This window comes from Glaciecola sp. 33A, from assembly GCF_002836745.1.
Classification (GTDB): Bacteria; Pseudomonadota; Gammaproteobacteria; order Enterobacterales; family Alteromonadaceae; genus Glaciecola.
The window spans coordinates 285,748-304,104 of the sequence record NZ_PJAR01000043.1; the positions used below are offsets into that span (position 1 = coordinate 285,748).

The window sequence follows — 18,357 nt, forward strand, 5'->3', positions numbered from 1 at the left end:
GACAATAAAAACAGCGTGCATTTAATTAAATAGAATGGGTTTACTATGCAGTTTAAACCGTTTTCAAGTGCTACGGTGATATTCTCTGCAATGACTCTGTCTGCGCTAGTATCAGACATGCTTGATGGCAATAAAATGAACAATGTCCTCAGGTTATCTGCGCCGGTGCCTGCAGACAGTGCCGGCAAACCAGTGACCTTAGCAGGTGAATTAGTCAAAAAGGAAATGAATGCAGAGCAACTGGCGCACTTCAATCAAGACGTCCAGGGTGGCTCTGATGCATTGAAAGAAGGCGTTGTTTATCAAATTCTTGCTGGTAGTGTCAAGATCCCTAAAGCGTAAAAATACGCGCTAAGAAGACAGTTTCTCAATGGCTTCTACTAAATAGTCGCGAGAGCAGCCAAAGTTGAGCCTGAAAAAGTCTTTTTTACCAAAGTCTCTGCCGGGCGAAGGGCCTATGCCCTTCTCCTCACACCATTTTTGAGTGTCTGATACTTGCAGATCACTTGCGTCAACCCAAAGTAGGAACGTCGCTGCCGGTGAGATAGCTCTCAAGCCAGGTATTTTGTTTATTTCAGTAACCAAGTAATCACGGTTAGCTTTTAAGTAATCGAGTTCGCCTTGATGCCAATCATCACAATGTCTTAAAGCCGCATTTGTAGCGGTTAAGCCTGTGACTGTTACCCAAGGTACGATCCCTCGAGTCGATTTATTAAACGCAGCTCGTAATGTCGTGTTTGGAATAATCGCGAAAGAAGTACCTAAGCCAGCTATATTGAAGGTTTTACTGGCTGCCATCAACGTAATTGAGTGCTCGGTTAATTCTTTATGTGCACCGGCAGGTAAATGTTTAACATCATCTAAGATTAAATCGCAGTGAATTTCGTCAGAACAAATTAAGACCTGGTGCTTTCGACAAATGCTAGCCACTTTGTCCATCTCTTCTTGAGTTAGAACGGAACCGACTGGGTTCATGGGGTTGCACATTATAAAGAGAGTTGCTTTGGGATCCGCGGCTGCTTTTTCTAAGGCAGCGAAATCCAAAGTCCAGCGGCCTTCTATTTCAATTGTCGGTACGCAAGTTCGATCAAGCCCATTGATCTTAGGCGCGGCTAGTAGCGGCGGATAATTAGGCGTTTGCACAATAATAGTATCACCTGTATTACAATAGGCTTTTATCGCGACGTTGAACGCAGGCACGACACCCGGCGTCCATATTATCCAGCTAGGATCGACCTTCCAGTTATAGTGTTTTTTGCACCAGCTAACAATAGCATTAATTGCATCAGTATCATGTGCTGGCAGCGTATAACCAAACAGACCATCTTCAATACGTTGGTGTAATGCGTCTAGGATCGGTTCAGCGCAACGAAATTCAGTATCGGCAATCCACATCGGCAATATATCGGTGCCTTTGTACCTTTCCCACTTATAGGCTTTTGATGCTGTACGGTCTGGTTTGTTACTAAAATTCATTGCGGGTCCTTTGATTATTGATGTGTTGGCAGCACTGCGTTGTTGATAGAGTAAAAGGCGTATACAAACAAAAAACGTTGATGCAAAAAACGCTTCGTAGGCATCATCACTCCTGAGTCTAAAGCACAAACTTTAATTACTAAAGCACTAGTAGGAATATTTCATTATGTTGAGCACAGGCTCAGTGCCTCAGGTCCCCTAATCGCAGAAGTCTATTCCCTTTTAAAGTGACAAACGATATTACGCATCTTGTTGCTCAGTTGCCTCCAGTTCAGTTTCCAAACGGTTACTTTCATCTGCTCTCGGTTTCGAGAATGGCGCAATAAGTTGATACAGCACCGGCGTTAAAAAAAGAGTAAACACAACGGCAATACCTAAACCACCAAATACCACCCAACCAATCGAATTTCTCGCTTCAGCGCCTGCTCCCGTAGACAGTATCAAGGGCAGACCACCCAATATAGTCGACATTAAGGTCATCATAATTGGGCGTAACCTAACCGAAGCCGCCTGAACGATGGCATCATTAACCGCCATTCCTCGATCGCGCAATTGGTCAGCGAATTCAACAAGTAAGATGGCATTTTTAGCAATTAAGCCTATTAGCATCACCAGCCCGATCTGAGAATAAATATTAATTGAAGTTCCGGTCAAATAGAGTGCATAAATTGCGGCTGCAATACCAAAAGGAACGGTTAGCATTACTACAATTGCGCTATTAACACTCTCAAATTGTGCCGCCAACACGAGTAATACAATAATGAACGCAAATAAATAGGTCATGGTAATCTGGTTCGAGGTTTCTTCAAAGGTAAGTGCTTCGCCCAAAAATACTAATCCGATGCCGTCGGCTAGGTTTTCATTAGCGATATCACGTAATTGCTTAACCGCATCGGCCATCGGTATGCTATCGGGTAGTTCTAATTGAATTTCAATGGCTCTGCGTTGAGCGTGACGCTCTAATTCAGCGGCAACGCCCTCTTCGGTAATGTACGCAAGGCTAGATAATGGCACCAAAATACCACTATTAGATTTTACAAAGAGATTGGTTAAATCTGACGGATTGGCCTTGTTTCTATTCGACGACTGCAATATTAACGGGACCGCTTGGTCACCAATATTGAGATCGGTTACGTCATCGCCACTGATAGCAACTCTTAATGTAGTTGAGATATCACTGAAAGAGACGCCCAGTTCTTCGGCTCTGCGTCTATCAATATTCACTCTTAGTTGCGGTTGCGTTGGCTGGTAGCCAATATCGGGTCTGCCAAGCTCGGGCAACTTTTCTTCTATAAGTTTCCCGAAGGCCAATGCCGATCGATAAATACGCTCGTAAGTGTCTCCTGTAAGCGCCATTTCCAAACCACCACCTTGGCCACGAAGATTCAAACTATTACTACCAAAAGCCCGCGCTGGAGCCCCTGGGATAGCGCCAAGCTTGGGTCGCATCTCATTTATAATTGTTTGCTGTGACTTCTCTCTATTGTCCCAATGTGCTAGTGGTACAGTGATGAAAACAATGTTCGGATCCCATCTACCAACAACAGTATAAATCGAATCAACATCGGCATCATCGACATAAGGCAGCAAAATTTGCTCCATTTTCTCGGCTTGCCGGTTCATATAATTTAAGCCAGCACCATCGGGACCTCTGGCAAATACGCGTATTACTCCTCTATCTTCGGAGGGCAAAAGTTGGTTTTCAATTTGTTCATATAGTAATGCGGCACCACCAGCCGATAAAACCGAAACCAGCACCGTTAACCATGAAAAACGTAGCGTCTGATGCAGTACTGCCATGTATCCATTTAACATGAAGGTACCAAAGACGCCAAGGGTACGGTCAAAAAAACTATTATTTTTGGTCTTGACGGGTAACTTAGCGGTTAACGCCGGTACTAAACTCAATGCAACAAATGAAGAAATGATAACAGCGCCAGCAAGCACACCACCAAACTCCCTAAACAGTCTACCTGCGGTAGATGGTAAAAAAGCGATAGGAATGAAAACCGCAGCAAGTACTGCAGTGGTGGCAACCACCGCAAAAAAAACTTCTCTGGTACCTAAAACTGCAGCGGCTCTTGAACCCATACCTTGAGCACGACGGCGTTGGATATTTTCGGATACTACAATGGCATCATCAACGATAAGTCCGGTTCCAAGCACCAATGCGAGTAGGGTTAAAATATTGATAGAGAAACCAAGTAGCCACATGATGACTAATGCGCCAACCAATGAGACTGGTATCGACAAAGCAGGGACTAACGTCGCTCTAAAGTTACCTAAAAACAACCACAAGGTGCCAATAACTAGCAATATAGTCAAAGCCAGAGAGAACACAACCTCATCTACCGAACTACGAATAAATTCTGCATCATCGGATGTAACCACAATATGCAGGTCAGCAAATCGCGTGTCTAGGGCCTTAACCATCGCCAGTACTTCATCTGAAATTTCTATCGTATTTGAACGTGCCTGTCGTATTATACCTAAACCTACAACGGGTCTGCCATCGAGTCGGACTATACTATTGGCATCAGCGGGGCCGAAATAAACGCTCGCAACATCACCTATCCGAGTGTCTCCTGAGATTAAAATTTGCTCAATATCTTGTGTAGAGACTGAAGTTGCATCCGCTCTCACAATGAGTTCTTGGTCTTGCGATTTAACACTACCAGCAGGCACATCAAACGGTGCCAAGCGCAAGGCTGCAGAGACGTCCGTCATCGACAAATTGAAGCTTGTTAAGCGCAGTGGGTCGACGGATACTCGCATGACTCGCTGGCGCTGACCGTCTAGCGACACATCAGCAACGCCGGGAATGCTCAAGAATAACGGTGCTAGGTCAACTTCGACGCGCTCGGTTAAGGTTTCCATATCAAGCGAGTCGCTGCTTATAGCTAAGCTCACAACAGCCTGAGCGTCGTTGTCTGCTTTTATAATCGATAACTGCTCAACTTCTGCAGGTAATCTGCGCTGCACGCGACTGACCGACTCACGGAGTTCATTAGCGGCATCTTCAAGGTTTGTGCCCGGGCGAAATTCAACTCGAATCCGTGAAGAGCCTTCCTCGCTGGAGGCGTTGATAGAATCAACCCCGCTGACTCTGGCAACGGCACCCTCTAACCGGCTAGTTACTTCACTATCAACGGTCTCAGGAGAACCGCCAGGATAACTAGCTGAAACCGTAACAATTGGGCGATCCACATCAGGCAATTCTCTTATTTCTAGGTCGTTAATGGCGGCAAAACCTGCTAAAATGATGAGCAAATTTAGCACCATCACCAGCACGGGACGGCGTATGGATAGTGAGGGTAAATCGTTTATTTGACGTGCATTATTTTTGCTCATGAGATGCCTTCAGGCCTATTAATAGCCTCAAGCCTTTGCCCCTGTCGCAGTTGCTGCACACCTTCAACAACTAACATTGCCTTGGCGTTAAATTCTCCGATAACCAAAATTGTGCCGCGTAAACGCTCTTGTATTTGTACATCAACTCTAGTGGCCTTACCATCAAACATTTGCCAAACGTAGGCACCGGTTGCACCCCACAATAGTGCTGTTTCCGGAATTGCCGCATATTCTTGACCCTTAACCGATAACGTCACTCTAAAGCTCATACCGGGCCGATATCTATCGTCGCTATTATCTAGCTTTGCCCTCACGCGGATGGTTCGATCTTGCTCATTAATTCGCGTATCTATTTGCGCAATGCTGGCACTAATATTAATATCACGATTTTGCCAAGGTGTTAACGTTACTTCTGGCTTATTACTCAGCATCGCCAAAGACACTTCAGGTGCTGAAAAATTAATAAAAAGGGTCTTTCTATCATCGAGTGTGGTGATCATGGTTTGCTGAGAAATACGATCACCGACCTCCACATCCGTGAAGCCAACAATGCCGCTAAAAGGAGCTTTGACAATCCGCTCTCTGAGCGCAACCTCAGCTTCTTTTACTGCAATTTCGGCAAATGCAAGTTGGGTGCTGGCAATATCTACTTGGCTTTGTGATGCAGCACCTTTTTTTCGACTTTCAACTAACCGGCTATACTCTCGGCTCGCATCTTTTAATTGTATTTTGCCGCGTTCCAGTGCAACTGACTCACGTTCGTTGTATAGCGTTAATAATACGTGGTCTTTTTCAACTTGTTGACCGGGAATAAAGTTGACCGAAATCACTCGTTCACTTACGGCCGGAAACAAAACAATGGACTTTACCGCTTCGGCTGTGCCAACAGCTTCGATATTCGACACCTGTGCTTGATATGCTAATGGTTCGACTAAAACCTGTGTTTTGCTTTCACCTCGCTCACCCCATGATTGTGCGTGCGCAGTACTGGTAAATATTAATCCAAATATAAAAATAGATAGCAAAATGCGGTGAGTCAACATAAACAGGGGGGTCTCAGTTAATTAATCATATATCAGACATACGACTACGCGATAAGTACCTTTTTAGATCAGGTTTTTAGCTTGTCTAATCTGCATTTTAAAAAAAGGCGGCTTTATGTTGATAGAAACTAATGCTTACACTAAAGCAGACTGGTTACAAAAATTAAGCAAAACGAAAAAGGACGTTGAAAACCACTAGGATATTGACTTATGTTTTAAATAAGCTGACAAATTTAACTTATGCCTTGTTTTTATCTTCAATTTGGGGTTGACTATCGTTCAAGCTAATCTTTGTTGGCGTTATGATCACAGTAGTGCACGAATCATTATGAGGTTTTAAAAGCGCAGCAAACAAAAGGTAACCAGTTAACGTAAGCATGTTGTTTAAAACTGCAAATCACTACATTCTCATTACGCTGCTCCTGCTAGCCCTGATTTTTAATCAAGGCCTTGGCATCTTGAGTAGTGCTAATGCGATGTCTGGAATGCAGAGTTTTGCAGATGAAGATACCCTCGCGATTTGCACAGGTACGAGCGTAAAGTGGATATCAGCAGCGATATTCTATCAGTCTGGTGAGCTTATAGAAGTGGATGCTCCGAGCGACACCCCTGCTAACTTACATGAAGTATCATGCATTTTTGCGCACCTCAACGACTCACCAAAAGACCACCAATTTGGTACACTCCAAGCCCCTAAAAATGACTTTGTCACTCCTGTAGTTAACAATGCAAAGCGTTTATTCGTTGCAACAGATTACGTCAATAATTTTCTGGCTAGAGGACCTCCTGCTTTTCTATAAACCACGTTGATACTTAAAACTAATCCGCAATATATGGATTATCTTCTATCATTTATAGGAAACAGATACATGATGTTACGTTATAGCTTTAGTCCTGTGTGCTCAGATAATACGGGCACTAAAAACAACAAAAAAAGCTTCAATTGAAAGCAAAAAATAAACCGATAGAATATAAAAAAGGTGTATATTTGCCAATTTATATGGCGGTAATACTCGCTTTCACAGCGCCAAATAATGCACTTGCTGAGTCTGCCTCAGCGCTTGAAAATAATACACGACAATCAATATCGAGAGTAAAAGATGGTCAACAAGCGCCACTTCATAATGAGGGTAGGGCAGTTAAAGAAATTGAAAGAATTGAAATCATTGGTCAAATAAATACAGGATTAATGGAATCTCAAATTGCATTGGCCGATTCCAGTTCACCTGACCTGCGTTCACAATTGTCACAACTCCCTGGTGTCAGTATAAACGGCAATGGTCTGGTCAGTGGGATTGTCCAGTATAGAGGTTTATTCGGTGATCGGCTCAAGGTCAAAATTGACGGTATTGAGATTGCAGGTGCAGGACCAAATGCAATGGATAGTCCACTATCTCATGCCCTTGGTAATGGCCACGAAATTGTTCTGTATCAAGGCATAGCTCCGGTATCTGTTGGTTATGAAACGCTTGCTGGTGCGATTGAAATAAAGGATGTAAAACCCTCACTTGGTGACTCGAAAGCGTTTGCTGCTGCAACTACGTTGTCGGCAAGTTGGTTTACGAATAACGACGCTAAAATGGTAGGTGTTAACACTGTTCTTGCCAATGACAAGAACTATGCTTCATTTCAGGGCCAATATCAGGATGCACAAAATTATGAAAGTGGTGCTGGATTAATTGTTCCATCGACTTTTTATGAACGCAGTGGCCTAAAATTTAAAGTTGGAAGACAGACAGACGAGTATCAGTTAGATCTATTAGTTGGTACTCGTAATACCAATGAGTCAGGAACGCCTGCGCTTGCTATGGATATATCGTTTATAGACGCACTTTGGTACAAGCTTAGTTTTGAACAAAATCTTAGCAACGATTGGACAACTAAAGTGCAGGTGTTTGGTAATCAAAATCAACACATTATGAATAATTTTAACCTTCGCACAGCGCCTGCTTTGGCAGCATATAGACAAAATACAGTGGATAGCAAGGCTGTTGGGGTAGACCTTGATATTATCCAAAATTCGGCGAAAAGAGATTGGCAATTCGGGGCTAATTATTATTCGCAAGCTCACAACTCTCGAATAACTAACCCCAATAATACGTCTTTCTTTATTCAGAATTTTAATAATATTGAGCGTGAAGTAGGGAGTGTATACGTGCAATATAATATTACAGCTAATTCAAATGAGTCTGCCAATATCCATAGCAACGATGTGCATTGGCAACTTGGTGGCAGATTCAGCAATATTAGTTACAGCACTGATGAAGTCGACTCCAATATGGTTTTGGTCAATCCAAATATTGCCACACTGGCAAATAATTTTAATACTTCACAAGGAACACTTGATTTTGATTTAATCGATTTAGTCGTTAAAGCCGAAACAAAAATTAACGATAACTTACGCGCAACCCTATCATTGGGCCAAAAAGAACGAGCACCGAGTTATAATGAGCTTTATTCTTGGTTTCCACTCGGTGTGTCAGCTGGCTTAGCCGATGGAAGAAACTACGTGGGTAATTTAGCGCTTAAAAAGGAAACGGCGGGGCAGATTGATATAGGTTTGCAATTACACAATGATGATCTGACTATTATGGGCAGTGTTTTCTACCATAGTATTGATAACTATATTATCGGTGTACCGTCAAGCAATATGTCAGCCAACATGATAGCCAATATGATGGGAGCAAAACCGCCATTGCAGTGGAATAACCGCAAAGCGAAATTACGTGGAGCTGACTTATATATATCCAAAATAATTGGGACATATTGGCAAGCAACGATGAGCGGTCAATGGGTTGAAGGTAAATTGAGCGATAGTATTGATGTCCAACGCTACCCGCTATACCGTATAGCGCCTTTGAGTGGAAATATATCTTTACGCTGGAGCAAGGCCGAGCTTGATGCATCGCTGTCATTGACTATCGCAGACAGCCAAAATAATGTGTCGTCATTACAAAATGAAAGCCCAACACCGGGTTATGCTGTTTGGAATTTCAATCTGCACTATCAAGTGACGCCAACACTGGCATTGAGTTTAGTTGCAGAAAACCTGTTGGATAAAGAATATGCCCAGCACTTGGGTGGTATTAATAGAGTTTCTGGCAGCGAAATAGCAGTTGCACAAAAAGTACCTGAAATGGGTCGTAACATAGGCTTATATGCAGAGTATTCGTTCTAACATTCATGAGTATAAATGAGAGTGGATTTAGTTAATCTTTTATTTCTGCAGCGGCTAATCATCAAGCGCTTACAATAAAAAACCCAGCAACTGCTGGGTTTTTTAATGATTAAATTAAAAAAGACTAAGAATTAATCCTTTTTAGGGCGACCTGCACGCTTACGCTCATTTTCGCTCAATAATTTCTTGCGAAGACGTATGCTAAGAGGTGTGACTTCTACTAACTCATCGTCATCAATAAACTCTAGCGCCTGCTCAAGTGTATAAACAATTGGTGGCACTAACGTTTGCGCTTCATCAGTACCTGAAGCACGAACGTTGGTAAGTTGCTTGCCTTTAAGCGCATTCACGGTTAAGTCGTTTTCACGGCTGTGAATACCAATAATCATACCTTCATACACTTCAATACCGTGTCCAATAAACATGCGACCACGTTCTTGCAAATTAAATATGGCGTTGGTAAGTGCTTTGCCCGTCGCGTTGGCAACTAAAACACCATTTTTACGCGTACCAATATCTCCGCCTTTGTGCGGACCATAATGATCAAAAGAATGATAAATTAAACCAGACCCGGATGTTAGCGTCATAAAGTCGGTTTGAAAACCAATTAAGCCACGACTTGGAATAATGAAGTCGACACGAGTTCGACCTTTGCCGTCGGGTGTCATGTTGGTCATTTCACCTTTACGCCTGCCAAGTTGCTCTATCATCGTGCCTTGATGCTGCTCTTCAACGTCTATCGTCAACGTTTCAAACGGTTCCATTAGTTTGCCATCTACTGTTTTCAAGATAACTTCAGGGCGAGATACTGCTAACTCGTAACCTTCTCGACGCATATTTTCAATCAATATACCCAAGTGAAGTTCGCCGCGACCAGCAACGCGGAATTTATCTGGGTCGGCCATTTCTTCGACACGCAAGGCAACGTTATGTACTAATTCGTCCTGCAAACGCTCAAGAATGTTGCGTGACGTAACGTACTTACCCTCTTTACCAGCAAAGGGAGATGTGTTTACTTGGAAAGTCATAATCACGGTTGGTTCATCAACGGACAGCGGCTTGAGTGCCACAACGTTATTAACATCACAAACCGTATCAGAGATTTTTAACTCACCTAATCCAGTAATGGCTACAATATCGCCTGCATCTGCAGATTCAATATCATGGCGTTCAAGACCTAAATAGCCCAAGACTTTACCAATTTTGCCGTTACGCTTTTCACCTTTAGCGTTAACCACGGTGACTTGCTGATTTACCCTAACTGTACCGCGAGTAATACGGCCTACGCCGATTACACCGACATAAGAGTTATGATCAAGTTGTGAAATTTGCATTTGCAATGGGGCTGAAGGATCGCCGTTTGGCGGTTCTACTTGGTCTACGATGGCTTGAAACAAGGGTGTCATACTATCGCTTGGCACATTGTAATCCATTGTTGCCCAGCCGTTAATTGCAGAGGCGTAAATAACTTGGAAGTCCAACTGCTCGTCAGTCGCTCCTAGATTGTCAAAAAGATCGAACACTTGGTCAATGACCCAATCAGGGCGAGAACCCGGCTTGTCAATTTTGTTAATAACAACAATTGGCTTAAGGCCTTGTGCAAATGCTTTTTGCGTTACGAAACGGGTTTGCGGCATAGGACCTTCTTGCGCATCGACTAACAGAAGCACAGAGTCGACCATCGACATAACACGCTCAACTTCACCACCGAAATCGGCGTGTCCTGGAGTATCCACAATGTTTATGCGATATTCATTCCAGTTAATAGCTGTATTCTTAGCAAGGATCGTAATACCACGTTCTTTTTCAATGTCGTTTGAATCCATTACGCGTTCTTCGGCTACACCTCGGCTTTGCAATGTGCCTGATTGTTGAAGAAGCTTATCAACTAGGGTCGTTTTACCGTGGTCGACGTGAGCGATGATCGCGATATTGCGAAGATTTGCAATGGCTGAAGGCATGTTTTACTCTCAATAAATAAATGCGAAGGGAAAAAGCCCCTAGGATTGTTGGGCGCGGATTCTACAGATTTATTCCGCAATTAGCGACAAACTTTAGCATTTAGTCGCTAAATATAATCAAAAATCGAATAAACCCTTGATTTTCAATCAACCAGTCCACTATTTCACTTTACATTTAGCGTTATAATTTATCTTAAAACCATTTTCTATTGTTTTTGTAGGGTTAATGTCATTTTTATTTCTTTGTTTACCCATTCAGCGTCAGGATCTGACTCCATTCCAATACTGTAAGCCAGTCGGTCTATTATAAAACTCGCCGTCAGTGTTGTGTCGTTATTCTTCAGTAAGAACGAAACGGGTTGGCTTATGCCACGTAAGGTTAATGTACCTGTTACTGCGTAATCTTTGTCTTTGGCAACAATTTGGTTGCTTTCAAATACACTTTTAGGATGATTTTCAACATCAAACCAGTCTCCTTCGGGCAACGTACTATCGTAAGTGCTGTCTCCGGTTTTTGCGGATGTCACATCAAACGTAGCTATGATCTTTGGTGACGCTGCGGGTGGTAACAAAATATCAGCATCCCATTTATCAAAAATCCCTGAAAACTGCATACCAACATGTTCCCCAGCAAAGGTAACTTGGCTGTCTTTCGCACTAACAGAGAATTTCTCTTGGGCAAAAGATGACGGCATGCATATAAAGGCAGTCACTAACAGCAGCAAAAATGACAAACTATCTAAATAACCGCCGTCTCCTTGCTGTCTGGTTTTCAGAGCGCTTTTAAATTTTAATTGTGTTTCTAACATATTGTTATTTTCCAAAATATAAGTTGTCATAATTGCGAATAGACTATCTTTTAGTCTTTGACCACCACATACGATCCAATAGATTTACGCCATGTTTATTTCTATGCCAGATAACGGCGCCGATATGGCCTACAATCAGAAAACCCAAAACTGAAGCAGTTATCCAATGTATATTGTTGGCAATAGTTTCAATCGTCTTATTTCTAGACACTCCGGGAATGTGTGGCCATTTTATCCAATCGACAAATACAAAAGTGGGCAGGCCAAAAGGACTGGCGGAGACCATTAGCCAGCCGGAGAGAGGCATAACAACAACCGCAACATAAAGTAGTATATGCCCTGTTTTTGCTTTCTTCTTATCGCTGTTTGAAAATCCCTCAGGAAGCTCAGGTGCGTGTGTGAATATTCGCACACACACTCTGACAAATAAGGCCCAAAGCATAACAACGCCAGCTGCTTTATGGATCTGAAATAGCTTGTATTGATCCGCTTTACTGATGTCTGCGTTGACCATATATAAGCCACTCACGAACATAAATACAAGGCCTAACACCACGGTCCAATGTAATAAAATACTTAGGCTATGGTATCGATGTTGCTTACCGATGAAGTTATTAACCATCTGATTTAACAAATTCACCTTCAATCATCACTTCAACTTCATCACCAATATCAGGTGCATATTTGCTCATACCCCAGTTTGTGCGCTGTATAGTTGTGGTTGCAGAAAATCCCATCGTTGGTTTGCCGCTAAAAGGCTGGCGCAGCATTGCACCATTAAATTCAACATCCAGCGAAACCGGTTTAGACACACCCAAAAAAGTAAGCTTGCCTTTCATTACTGCGGTTTTCTCTCCCGTCATTTCTATTGAGGTTGAAACAAAATCAATACTGGCAAATTCACCAGCATTGAACCAACTCTTATCAGTAGCAAGAATGTTGTCAAAATCTTTCTCTTTTGCATTCGGATAAGCCGTTTGAATTGACAAAGGATTAATTTTGGCCGTCACTTTACTTTGAGTTATATCTGAAGTGTCGTAGTCAATCGCAGCTTCAAAATCTGCAAAGCGAGCGACATAACTAGAGAGTCCTAAATGTGATACTTTCCAAACTACAGACGCGTGGCTCAAGTCGACCACATATTCACCCTCTGGCATGTCATTGAACGGGCTCTTTGCAAACACCAAGGAAACACAGCCAGCCAAACTAAGTACCAAGCTAAAAATAGCCATTTTTAAAAAATTCATCATGTCATCCATTTTTTTGATTTTACATTCTACACACTGAGCATAAACACTCAACGCCGATATTATTTTTCCACGCACAGTGTAAGATACGCTAATGTGAACAAAAAGTGGGTGATTTTGTTGCAAAATTAATTTAAGAATAAAATGATTATCCTGTATAAACAAGTCAGTCAGTTCAACGGCCATTATTTTAAGTTGTTGCACCAAAATAATACGATAATGGCTATTTGCACCAACTTAATTCATTTTTGTATCTTTTTGGTGCAAGTAGACGATTGATCACAACGTGTGCATCAATGACAAGCCAGTGTTTACAAGGGCTTTTATTTCATTGCTTTGTGGCACGAATATAGCTTATGCTTTTGTATAACTATTTTTGACAGCTTATTGGATAGTTTTTAACATGTGTTCGGACATCAAGTCCGTGCAAGGAAATTTTTTTATCGGAGGACAGTATGTCAATTGAGTCGGCATTAGAGCTAATTAAAGAAAGTGAAGCGAAATTTATTGATTTGCGCTTTACGGATACGAAGGGTAAAGAACAACACGTTACTATTCCTAGTCACCAAGTAAATGAAGACTTCTTTGAAGAAGGTAAAATGTTTGACGGTTCATCAATTGCTGGCTGGAAAGGCATTAATGAGTCGGACATGGTACTGATGCCAGATCCTACAACGGCGGTTTTAGACCCCTTCGCTGAAGAGACCCAAGTTAATATTACTTGCGACGTACTAGAGCCATCGACGATGCAGGGTTATGATCGTGATCCTCGTTCAGTTGCGAAACGCGCTGAAGAATATTTGAAGTCTACTGGCATAGGTGACGCTGTGTTGTTTGGTCCAGAGCCAGAATTCTTTTTGTTCGACGACGTTCGTTATCACACAGATATGTCAGGTTCTTTTTTCAAAATTGATGCTGAAGAAGCGGCATGGAATTCTGGTGCAGAATTCGAAGGCGGTAATAAAGGACATCGTCCTGGTGTTAAAGGGGGCTACTTTCCAGTCGCACCAGTTGATTCTGCGCATGATACACGGTCAGCAATGTGTCTTGTAATGGAAGAAATGGGCTTAGTTGTTGAGGCTCATCACCATGAAGTTGCCACCGCTGGCCAAAATGAAATCGCCTGTAAATTTAATACAATGGTTAAAAAAGCAGATGAGATACAAATTTATAAGTATGTTGTGCACAATGTTGCTGACGCATACGGTCAAACAGCGACCTTCATGCCTAAGCCGCTAGTAGGCGATAATGGCTCTGGTATGCACTGCCATATGTCAATCACAAAAGATGGCAAAAATACATTTGCAGGCGATAGCTATGCGGGTCTTTCAGATGATGCATTGTTTTATATTGGCGGTATTATCAAGCATGCCAAAGCAATCAATGCTTTTGCAAATGCCTCAACCAACTCTTACAAGCGTTTGGTTCCGGGATTCGAAGCACCTGTTATGTTAGCTTATTCAGCACGTAACCGTTCGGCTTCTATTCGTATTCCTTACGTAACTAGCGAAAGAGCACGTCGAATTGAAGTTCGTTTCCCTGACCCATCAGCTAATCCATACTTAGCGTTCACTGCTTTATTAATGGCTGGCCTTGACGGGATCAAGAACAAAATCCATCCAGGTGAGTCAATGAACAAAGATTTGTATGACTTACCACCGGAAGAAGCTGCACAGATTCCGAAAGTCGCTAGTTCATTAGAGGAAGCCTTGGCCGCGCTAGATGGAGACCGTGAATTTTTAACTACGGGTGGCGTAATGAGCGACGATATGATTGACGCTTACATTAGACTTAAAGCTGCTGACGTTGAAAAACTCAACATGTCCACTCACCCAGTTGAGTTTGAAATGTACTACAGCGTTTAAACCCTCATTATTTAGAATGCAGGGCCGATATTTATATAATACATCGGCACGGCGTTGCCTAAATATAGATATTTATACTAAAGCCTGTGTTTACAGGCTTTTTTTTTATTTAAAAACGGCTACACTAATACAAGGTTGCCTAGGTCAATTAAATGAATATAGTAAAGTGCTCAACATCCAAATGGTTTAGGCTGCTGATTATACTCGGTCTTGCGCTCTCTTCTTCTGCGCATGCGGGTAAAATATATAAAACGGTAAACACAGATGGAACAATTACTTATTCAGACCAGCCAACGCCGGGGGCTATTGAGGTTGATTTCGCTTCTAACACGACCACGATAGTACAAAATCCAAACATTCAAACTAAACAACTCAAGACCATAAAACAGAAGAAGCCTGTTGAACATGCACTCAACGTTATCTCCCCTGTTATTGATGGCACTATTCGAAATGCAATGGGTAATGTAACCATCAGTGCGTCAGTCACGCCGAATGCTCCAGGTCACTATGAACTTTCACTGCATGAGAAAAAACTTCGTTCCACTTCTGGTACTTTTTTGATAAAAGATCTGCCCAGAGGCGAGTATTCCTACCAAATCAACTTTGTTAGCACTTCGGGCAAGGTAATTGCATCGTCTTCGGTAAGACGCTTTTTTATGCACAAACCTTCAGCGCTAATTAAGCCTCAAAATAATAGCAATTAAGTAATACCGCGTTGGCAACTCTGCATTCATCGTTTGTTCGATGGGTTAGCGAGTTTTTACTATTTATTTAATTACGCTTCGAAATCGCATAATATAGTGCATTGCACAAATTTAGTGCAACAGACAAGGAAATTATGGACGACCGTTTAGCTGCAATAAACTTATCGCCGTTTCAGCTGCGTAATATGTTGAAAACTGTAGTGATCATTATCGATGAGCATTTTGATATTTTATATGTCAATGATGCCGCGTTAGCGATGCTAGAGACGGGATTAAAACAAATTCACGATCGCAAATTCTATGAATTCTTTCTCGATGATGGCATTGAGCGATCGACATTTGAAATAGCACTTCGTCATCAAGAAGACTTCAGTGAAACGGAGGTGCAACTGTGCTTCAAAGACGGACGTAGTGTATTAACTGATATCACGGCTAGTTGTTTTGAGATTGATGGTCAACGCATGATGTTGCTAGAAATAAAACAAATTGATAAACAGAAAAAGATAACCCAAGAAACGCTGCAACACGCGCAGCAAGAGGCAGCAAGGGAACTTGTGCGTGGCTTGGCACATGAAATTAAAAATCCCTTAGGTGGCATTCGCGGCGCGGCGCAGTTGCTTGAAAAAGAACTGACGGATCCAGAACAGAAAGAGTTCACGCAAATGATCGTTGATCAATCTGATCGCCTTTGTTCGCTGGTTGATAGACTTCTTGGTCCAAATTCCTTGCCACAAAGGAAGTGGATTAATATTCATCAGGTAATTGAGAAAGTGCGCTCGGTTATTCACGCAGATACCTTGCACAATATTGAGATAGAAAGAGACTATGACCCATCAATACCGGATCTATATGTTGACCCTGACATGCTGCAACAAGCGTTGTTGAATATTGCACGTAATAGCATGCAAGCATTGAAATCGGACAACACAGAAAATGCACGTATAAAGCTTAAAACGCGTATAGAAAGGCAGTCAGTTATCAAAGGAAAGCGTTACGGACTCAGCGCATTAATTAGTATTATTGACAATGGCCCAGGTATTCCCAAGGAACTCAAAGACACCGTATTTTATCCGATGGTGACAACCAAGCAGAATGGCAGTGGTTTGGGGTTATCGATAGCGCAAAACTTGACCAACCATCACGATGGTAAAATTGACGTAGTAAGTTATCCAGGGCACACCGAATTTACCCTCTATCTACCCATTAAGAAAAGGCACGAATAGTTATGAATGAACCAGTTTGGATTGTCGATGACGACAGCTCTATTCGTTGGGTTTTGCAAAAAGCATTGCAAGCAGCCAACATTGCCTGTGTCAGTTTTGAAAACCCTGAAGATTTATTGCTTCAACTTCAATCTGGCGAAGCACCACAAATAATTATCTCCGATGTGAAAATGCCACAAATGGATGGCATGACATTACTCAATGAGATCCACCAACAATTCCCAGAAATGCCGGTTATAATTATGACCGCACATTCTGATTTAGACAGCGCGGTTAATGCTTATCAGGGCGGTGCTTTCGAATATTTACCGAAACCCTTTGATATTGATGAAGCCGTAACACTAACCAAACGTGCAATTGAGCATGCCAAGGAGCAAAGCAAGCTAAAACGAGTTGCTCAGGTTAACCCAACAGCAGAAATCATTGGTGAAGCACCGGCGATGCAAGAGGTTTTTCGTGCCGTAGGGCGTTTATCCCGTTCATCAATTAGCGTTTTGATTAATGGTCAGTCAGGAACGGGTAAAGAGCTTGTTGCTCTTGCGCTACATAAGCACAGCCCGAGATCAGCAAACCCATTTGTCGCCCTAAATATGGCTGCTATTCCTGCCGATTTAGTCGAGTCTGAATTATTTGGGCATGAGAAAGGAGCATTTACGGGAGCTCAATCGGCGCGTCAAGGCCGCTTTGAACAAGCTGATGGTGGCACCTTATTTTTGGATGAAATTGGTGATATGCCTATTGATGTACAAACTCGATTGCTAAGAGTATTAGCTGAAGGTCAATTCTATCGTGTTGGGGGGCATAATCCAGTGAGTGTGGATGTGCGGATCATTGCAGCGACGCATCAAAATCTTGAAAAACGCGTTGCAGCAGGTCAATTTCGAGAAGATTTATATCATCGTCTAAACGTTATTCGAATTCATATTCCATCATTGAATGAGCGTCGCGAAGACATTCACTTATTGGCTAATCATTTCTTAGCTAAAGCCGGAAAAGAATTGGGTGTTGAAGTTAAAATTTTAAGTAAGGCTGCCGCCAAAGTGCTTTCTCAACTCGCTTGGCCTGGCAACGTCCGCCAGCTAGAAAACACCTGTCGTTGGTTAACTGTTATGGCCAGTGGACAAGAAATTCACCCCGCTGATTTACCGCCAGAACTGGTTAATACTCCTGACGATTTAAAGGTAGAACAGCATAGTAATGACTGGGCTACTTTGCTTTCTCTTTGGGCCGACTCGCAGTTAGGAGCGGGATATGACAATATTTTGGGTGATGCAATGCCAACCTTTGAAAAGATTCTATTGCAGCGAGCGTTAAAATATACCCATGGACACAAGCAAGATGCTGCTAAGAAGCTCGGTTGGGGACGTAATACATTGACCAGAAAATTGAAAGAGTTGGACGTGGATTTATAAAATCTGCGTTTTACCGTTGTGTAAGCCAAACAAAAACTGATTTGCTATTTAAACCAGCAAAAGGTTGCCCGATGGTAACATGGCAAAT

General features: G+C 42.3%; 14 protein-coding genes. 7 read left to right on the top strand and 7 right to left on the bottom strand.

Going from position 1 to position 18,357, the window contains the following annotated elements; translation table 11 throughout:
* The first annotated feature begins 45 nt into the window (after positions 1 to 45).
* Entirely contained in the window at positions 46 to 342 is a 297-nt protein-coding gene (locus CXF81_RS15620) for a hypothetical protein (RefSeq protein ID WP_101182266.1), read from the top strand.
* Between the two features lie 9 nt (positions 343 to 351).
* Here the strand turns inward: CXF81_RS15620 and CXF81_RS15625 are convergent, their stop codons facing one another.
* From CXF81_RS15625 to CXF81_RS15635, 3 genes are all read right to left on the bottom strand, one after another.
* Positions 352 to 1,476, bottom strand: a complete 1,125-nt coding sequence (locus CXF81_RS15625; protein WP_101182267.1) for a MalY/PatB family protein — start codon at positions 1,474 to 1,476, stop codon at positions 352 to 354.
* A gap of 240 nt (positions 1,477 to 1,716) precedes the next feature.
* Positions 1,717 to 4,827, bottom strand: coding sequence for an efflux RND transporter permease subunit (locus CXF81_RS15630; protein WP_101182268.1), 3,111 nt, complete (start codon positions 4,825 to 4,827; stop codon positions 1,717 to 1,719).
* Positions 4,824 to 5,870, bottom strand: coding sequence for an efflux RND transporter periplasmic adaptor subunit (locus CXF81_RS15635; RefSeq protein ID WP_101182269.1), 1,047 nt, complete (start codon positions 5,868 to 5,870; stop codon positions 4,824 to 4,826). Before CXF81_RS15635 ends, CXF81_RS15630 begins: the two co-directional genes overlap by 4 nt.
* A 458-nt stretch (positions 5,871 to 6,328) precedes the next feature.
* Here CXF81_RS15635 and CXF81_RS15640 point away from each other — a divergent pair, with 458 nt between their 5' ends.
* Together CXF81_RS15640 and CXF81_RS15645 are read left to right on the top strand one after the other, a co-directional pair.
* Positions 6,329 to 6,670 (top strand): hypothetical protein, encoded by a 342-nt coding sequence (locus CXF81_RS15640; protein ID WP_232771962.1) that lies wholly within the window; start codon positions 6,329 to 6,331, stop codon positions 6,668 to 6,670.
* 188 nt (positions 6,671 to 6,858) lie between these two features.
* The gene (locus CXF81_RS15645) at positions 6,859 to 9,048 is read left to right on the top strand and encodes a TonB-dependent receptor (protein ID WP_232771963.1); all 2,190 of its coding nucleotides are present in this window, start codon (positions 6,859 to 6,861) and stop codon (positions 9,046 to 9,048) included.
* A gap of 131 nt (positions 9,049 to 9,179) precedes the next feature.
* Here CXF81_RS15645 and typA read toward each other — a convergent pair whose 3' ends face one another.
* The 4 genes from typA to CXF81_RS15665 form a co-directional block, all read right to left on the bottom strand.
* Positions 9,180 to 11,009: a translational GTPase TypA gene (gene typA, locus CXF81_RS15650; protein ID WP_101182270.1), complete on the bottom strand. Its 1,830-nt coding sequence runs from the start codon at positions 11,007 to 11,009 to the stop codon at positions 9,180 to 9,182.
* A gap of 206 nt (positions 11,010 to 11,215) precedes the next feature.
* Positions 11,216 to 11,818, bottom strand: a complete 603-nt coding sequence (locus CXF81_RS15655) for a YceI family protein (protein ID WP_101182271.1) — start codon at positions 11,816 to 11,818, stop codon at positions 11,216 to 11,218.
* 43 nt (positions 11,819 to 11,861) lie between these two features.
* Positions 11,862 to 12,452 carry a cytochrome b gene (locus tag CXF81_RS15660; RefSeq protein ID WP_232771964.1) on the bottom strand — a complete coding sequence of 197 codons (591 nt, stop codon included), beginning with the start codon at positions 12,450 to 12,452 and terminating at the stop codon, positions 11,862 to 11,864.
* Positions 12,433 to 13,269: a YceI family protein gene (locus CXF81_RS15665; protein ID WP_232771965.1), complete on the bottom strand. Its 837-nt coding sequence runs from the start codon at positions 13,267 to 13,269 to the stop codon at positions 12,433 to 12,435. The genes CXF81_RS15660 and CXF81_RS15665 overlap by 20 nt, the downstream gene beginning before the upstream one ends.
* A 251-nt stretch (positions 13,270 to 13,520) precedes the next feature.
* On the opposite strand from CXF81_RS15665, the gene glnA reads away from it, so the two are divergent.
* From glnA to glnG, 4 genes are all read left to right on the top strand, one after another.
* Complete coding sequence (glnA, locus tag CXF81_RS15670) at positions 13,521 to 14,930, top strand: glutamate--ammonia ligase (protein WP_101182273.1); 1,410 nt, start codon at positions 13,521 to 13,523, stop codon at positions 14,928 to 14,930.
* Between the two features lie 152 nt (positions 14,931 to 15,082).
* Positions 15,083 to 15,634 (top strand): DUF4124 domain-containing protein, encoded by a 552-nt coding sequence (locus CXF81_RS15675; protein WP_101182274.1) that lies wholly within the window; start codon positions 15,083 to 15,085, stop codon positions 15,632 to 15,634.
* A gap of 134 nt (positions 15,635 to 15,768) precedes the next feature.
* Positions 15,769 to 16,857, top strand: coding sequence for a nitrogen regulation protein NR(II) (gene glnL / locus CXF81_RS15680; protein ID WP_101182275.1), 1,089 nt, complete (start codon positions 15,769 to 15,771; stop codon positions 16,855 to 16,857).
* A gap of 2 nt (positions 16,858 to 16,859) precedes the next feature.
* Positions 16,860 to 18,269 carry a nitrogen regulation protein NR(I) gene (glnG, locus tag CXF81_RS15685; RefSeq protein ID WP_101182276.1) on the top strand — a complete coding sequence of 470 codons (1,410 nt, stop codon included), beginning with the start codon at positions 16,860 to 16,862 and terminating at the stop codon, positions 18,267 to 18,269.
* Positions 18,270 to 18,357: the final 88 nt, after the last annotated feature.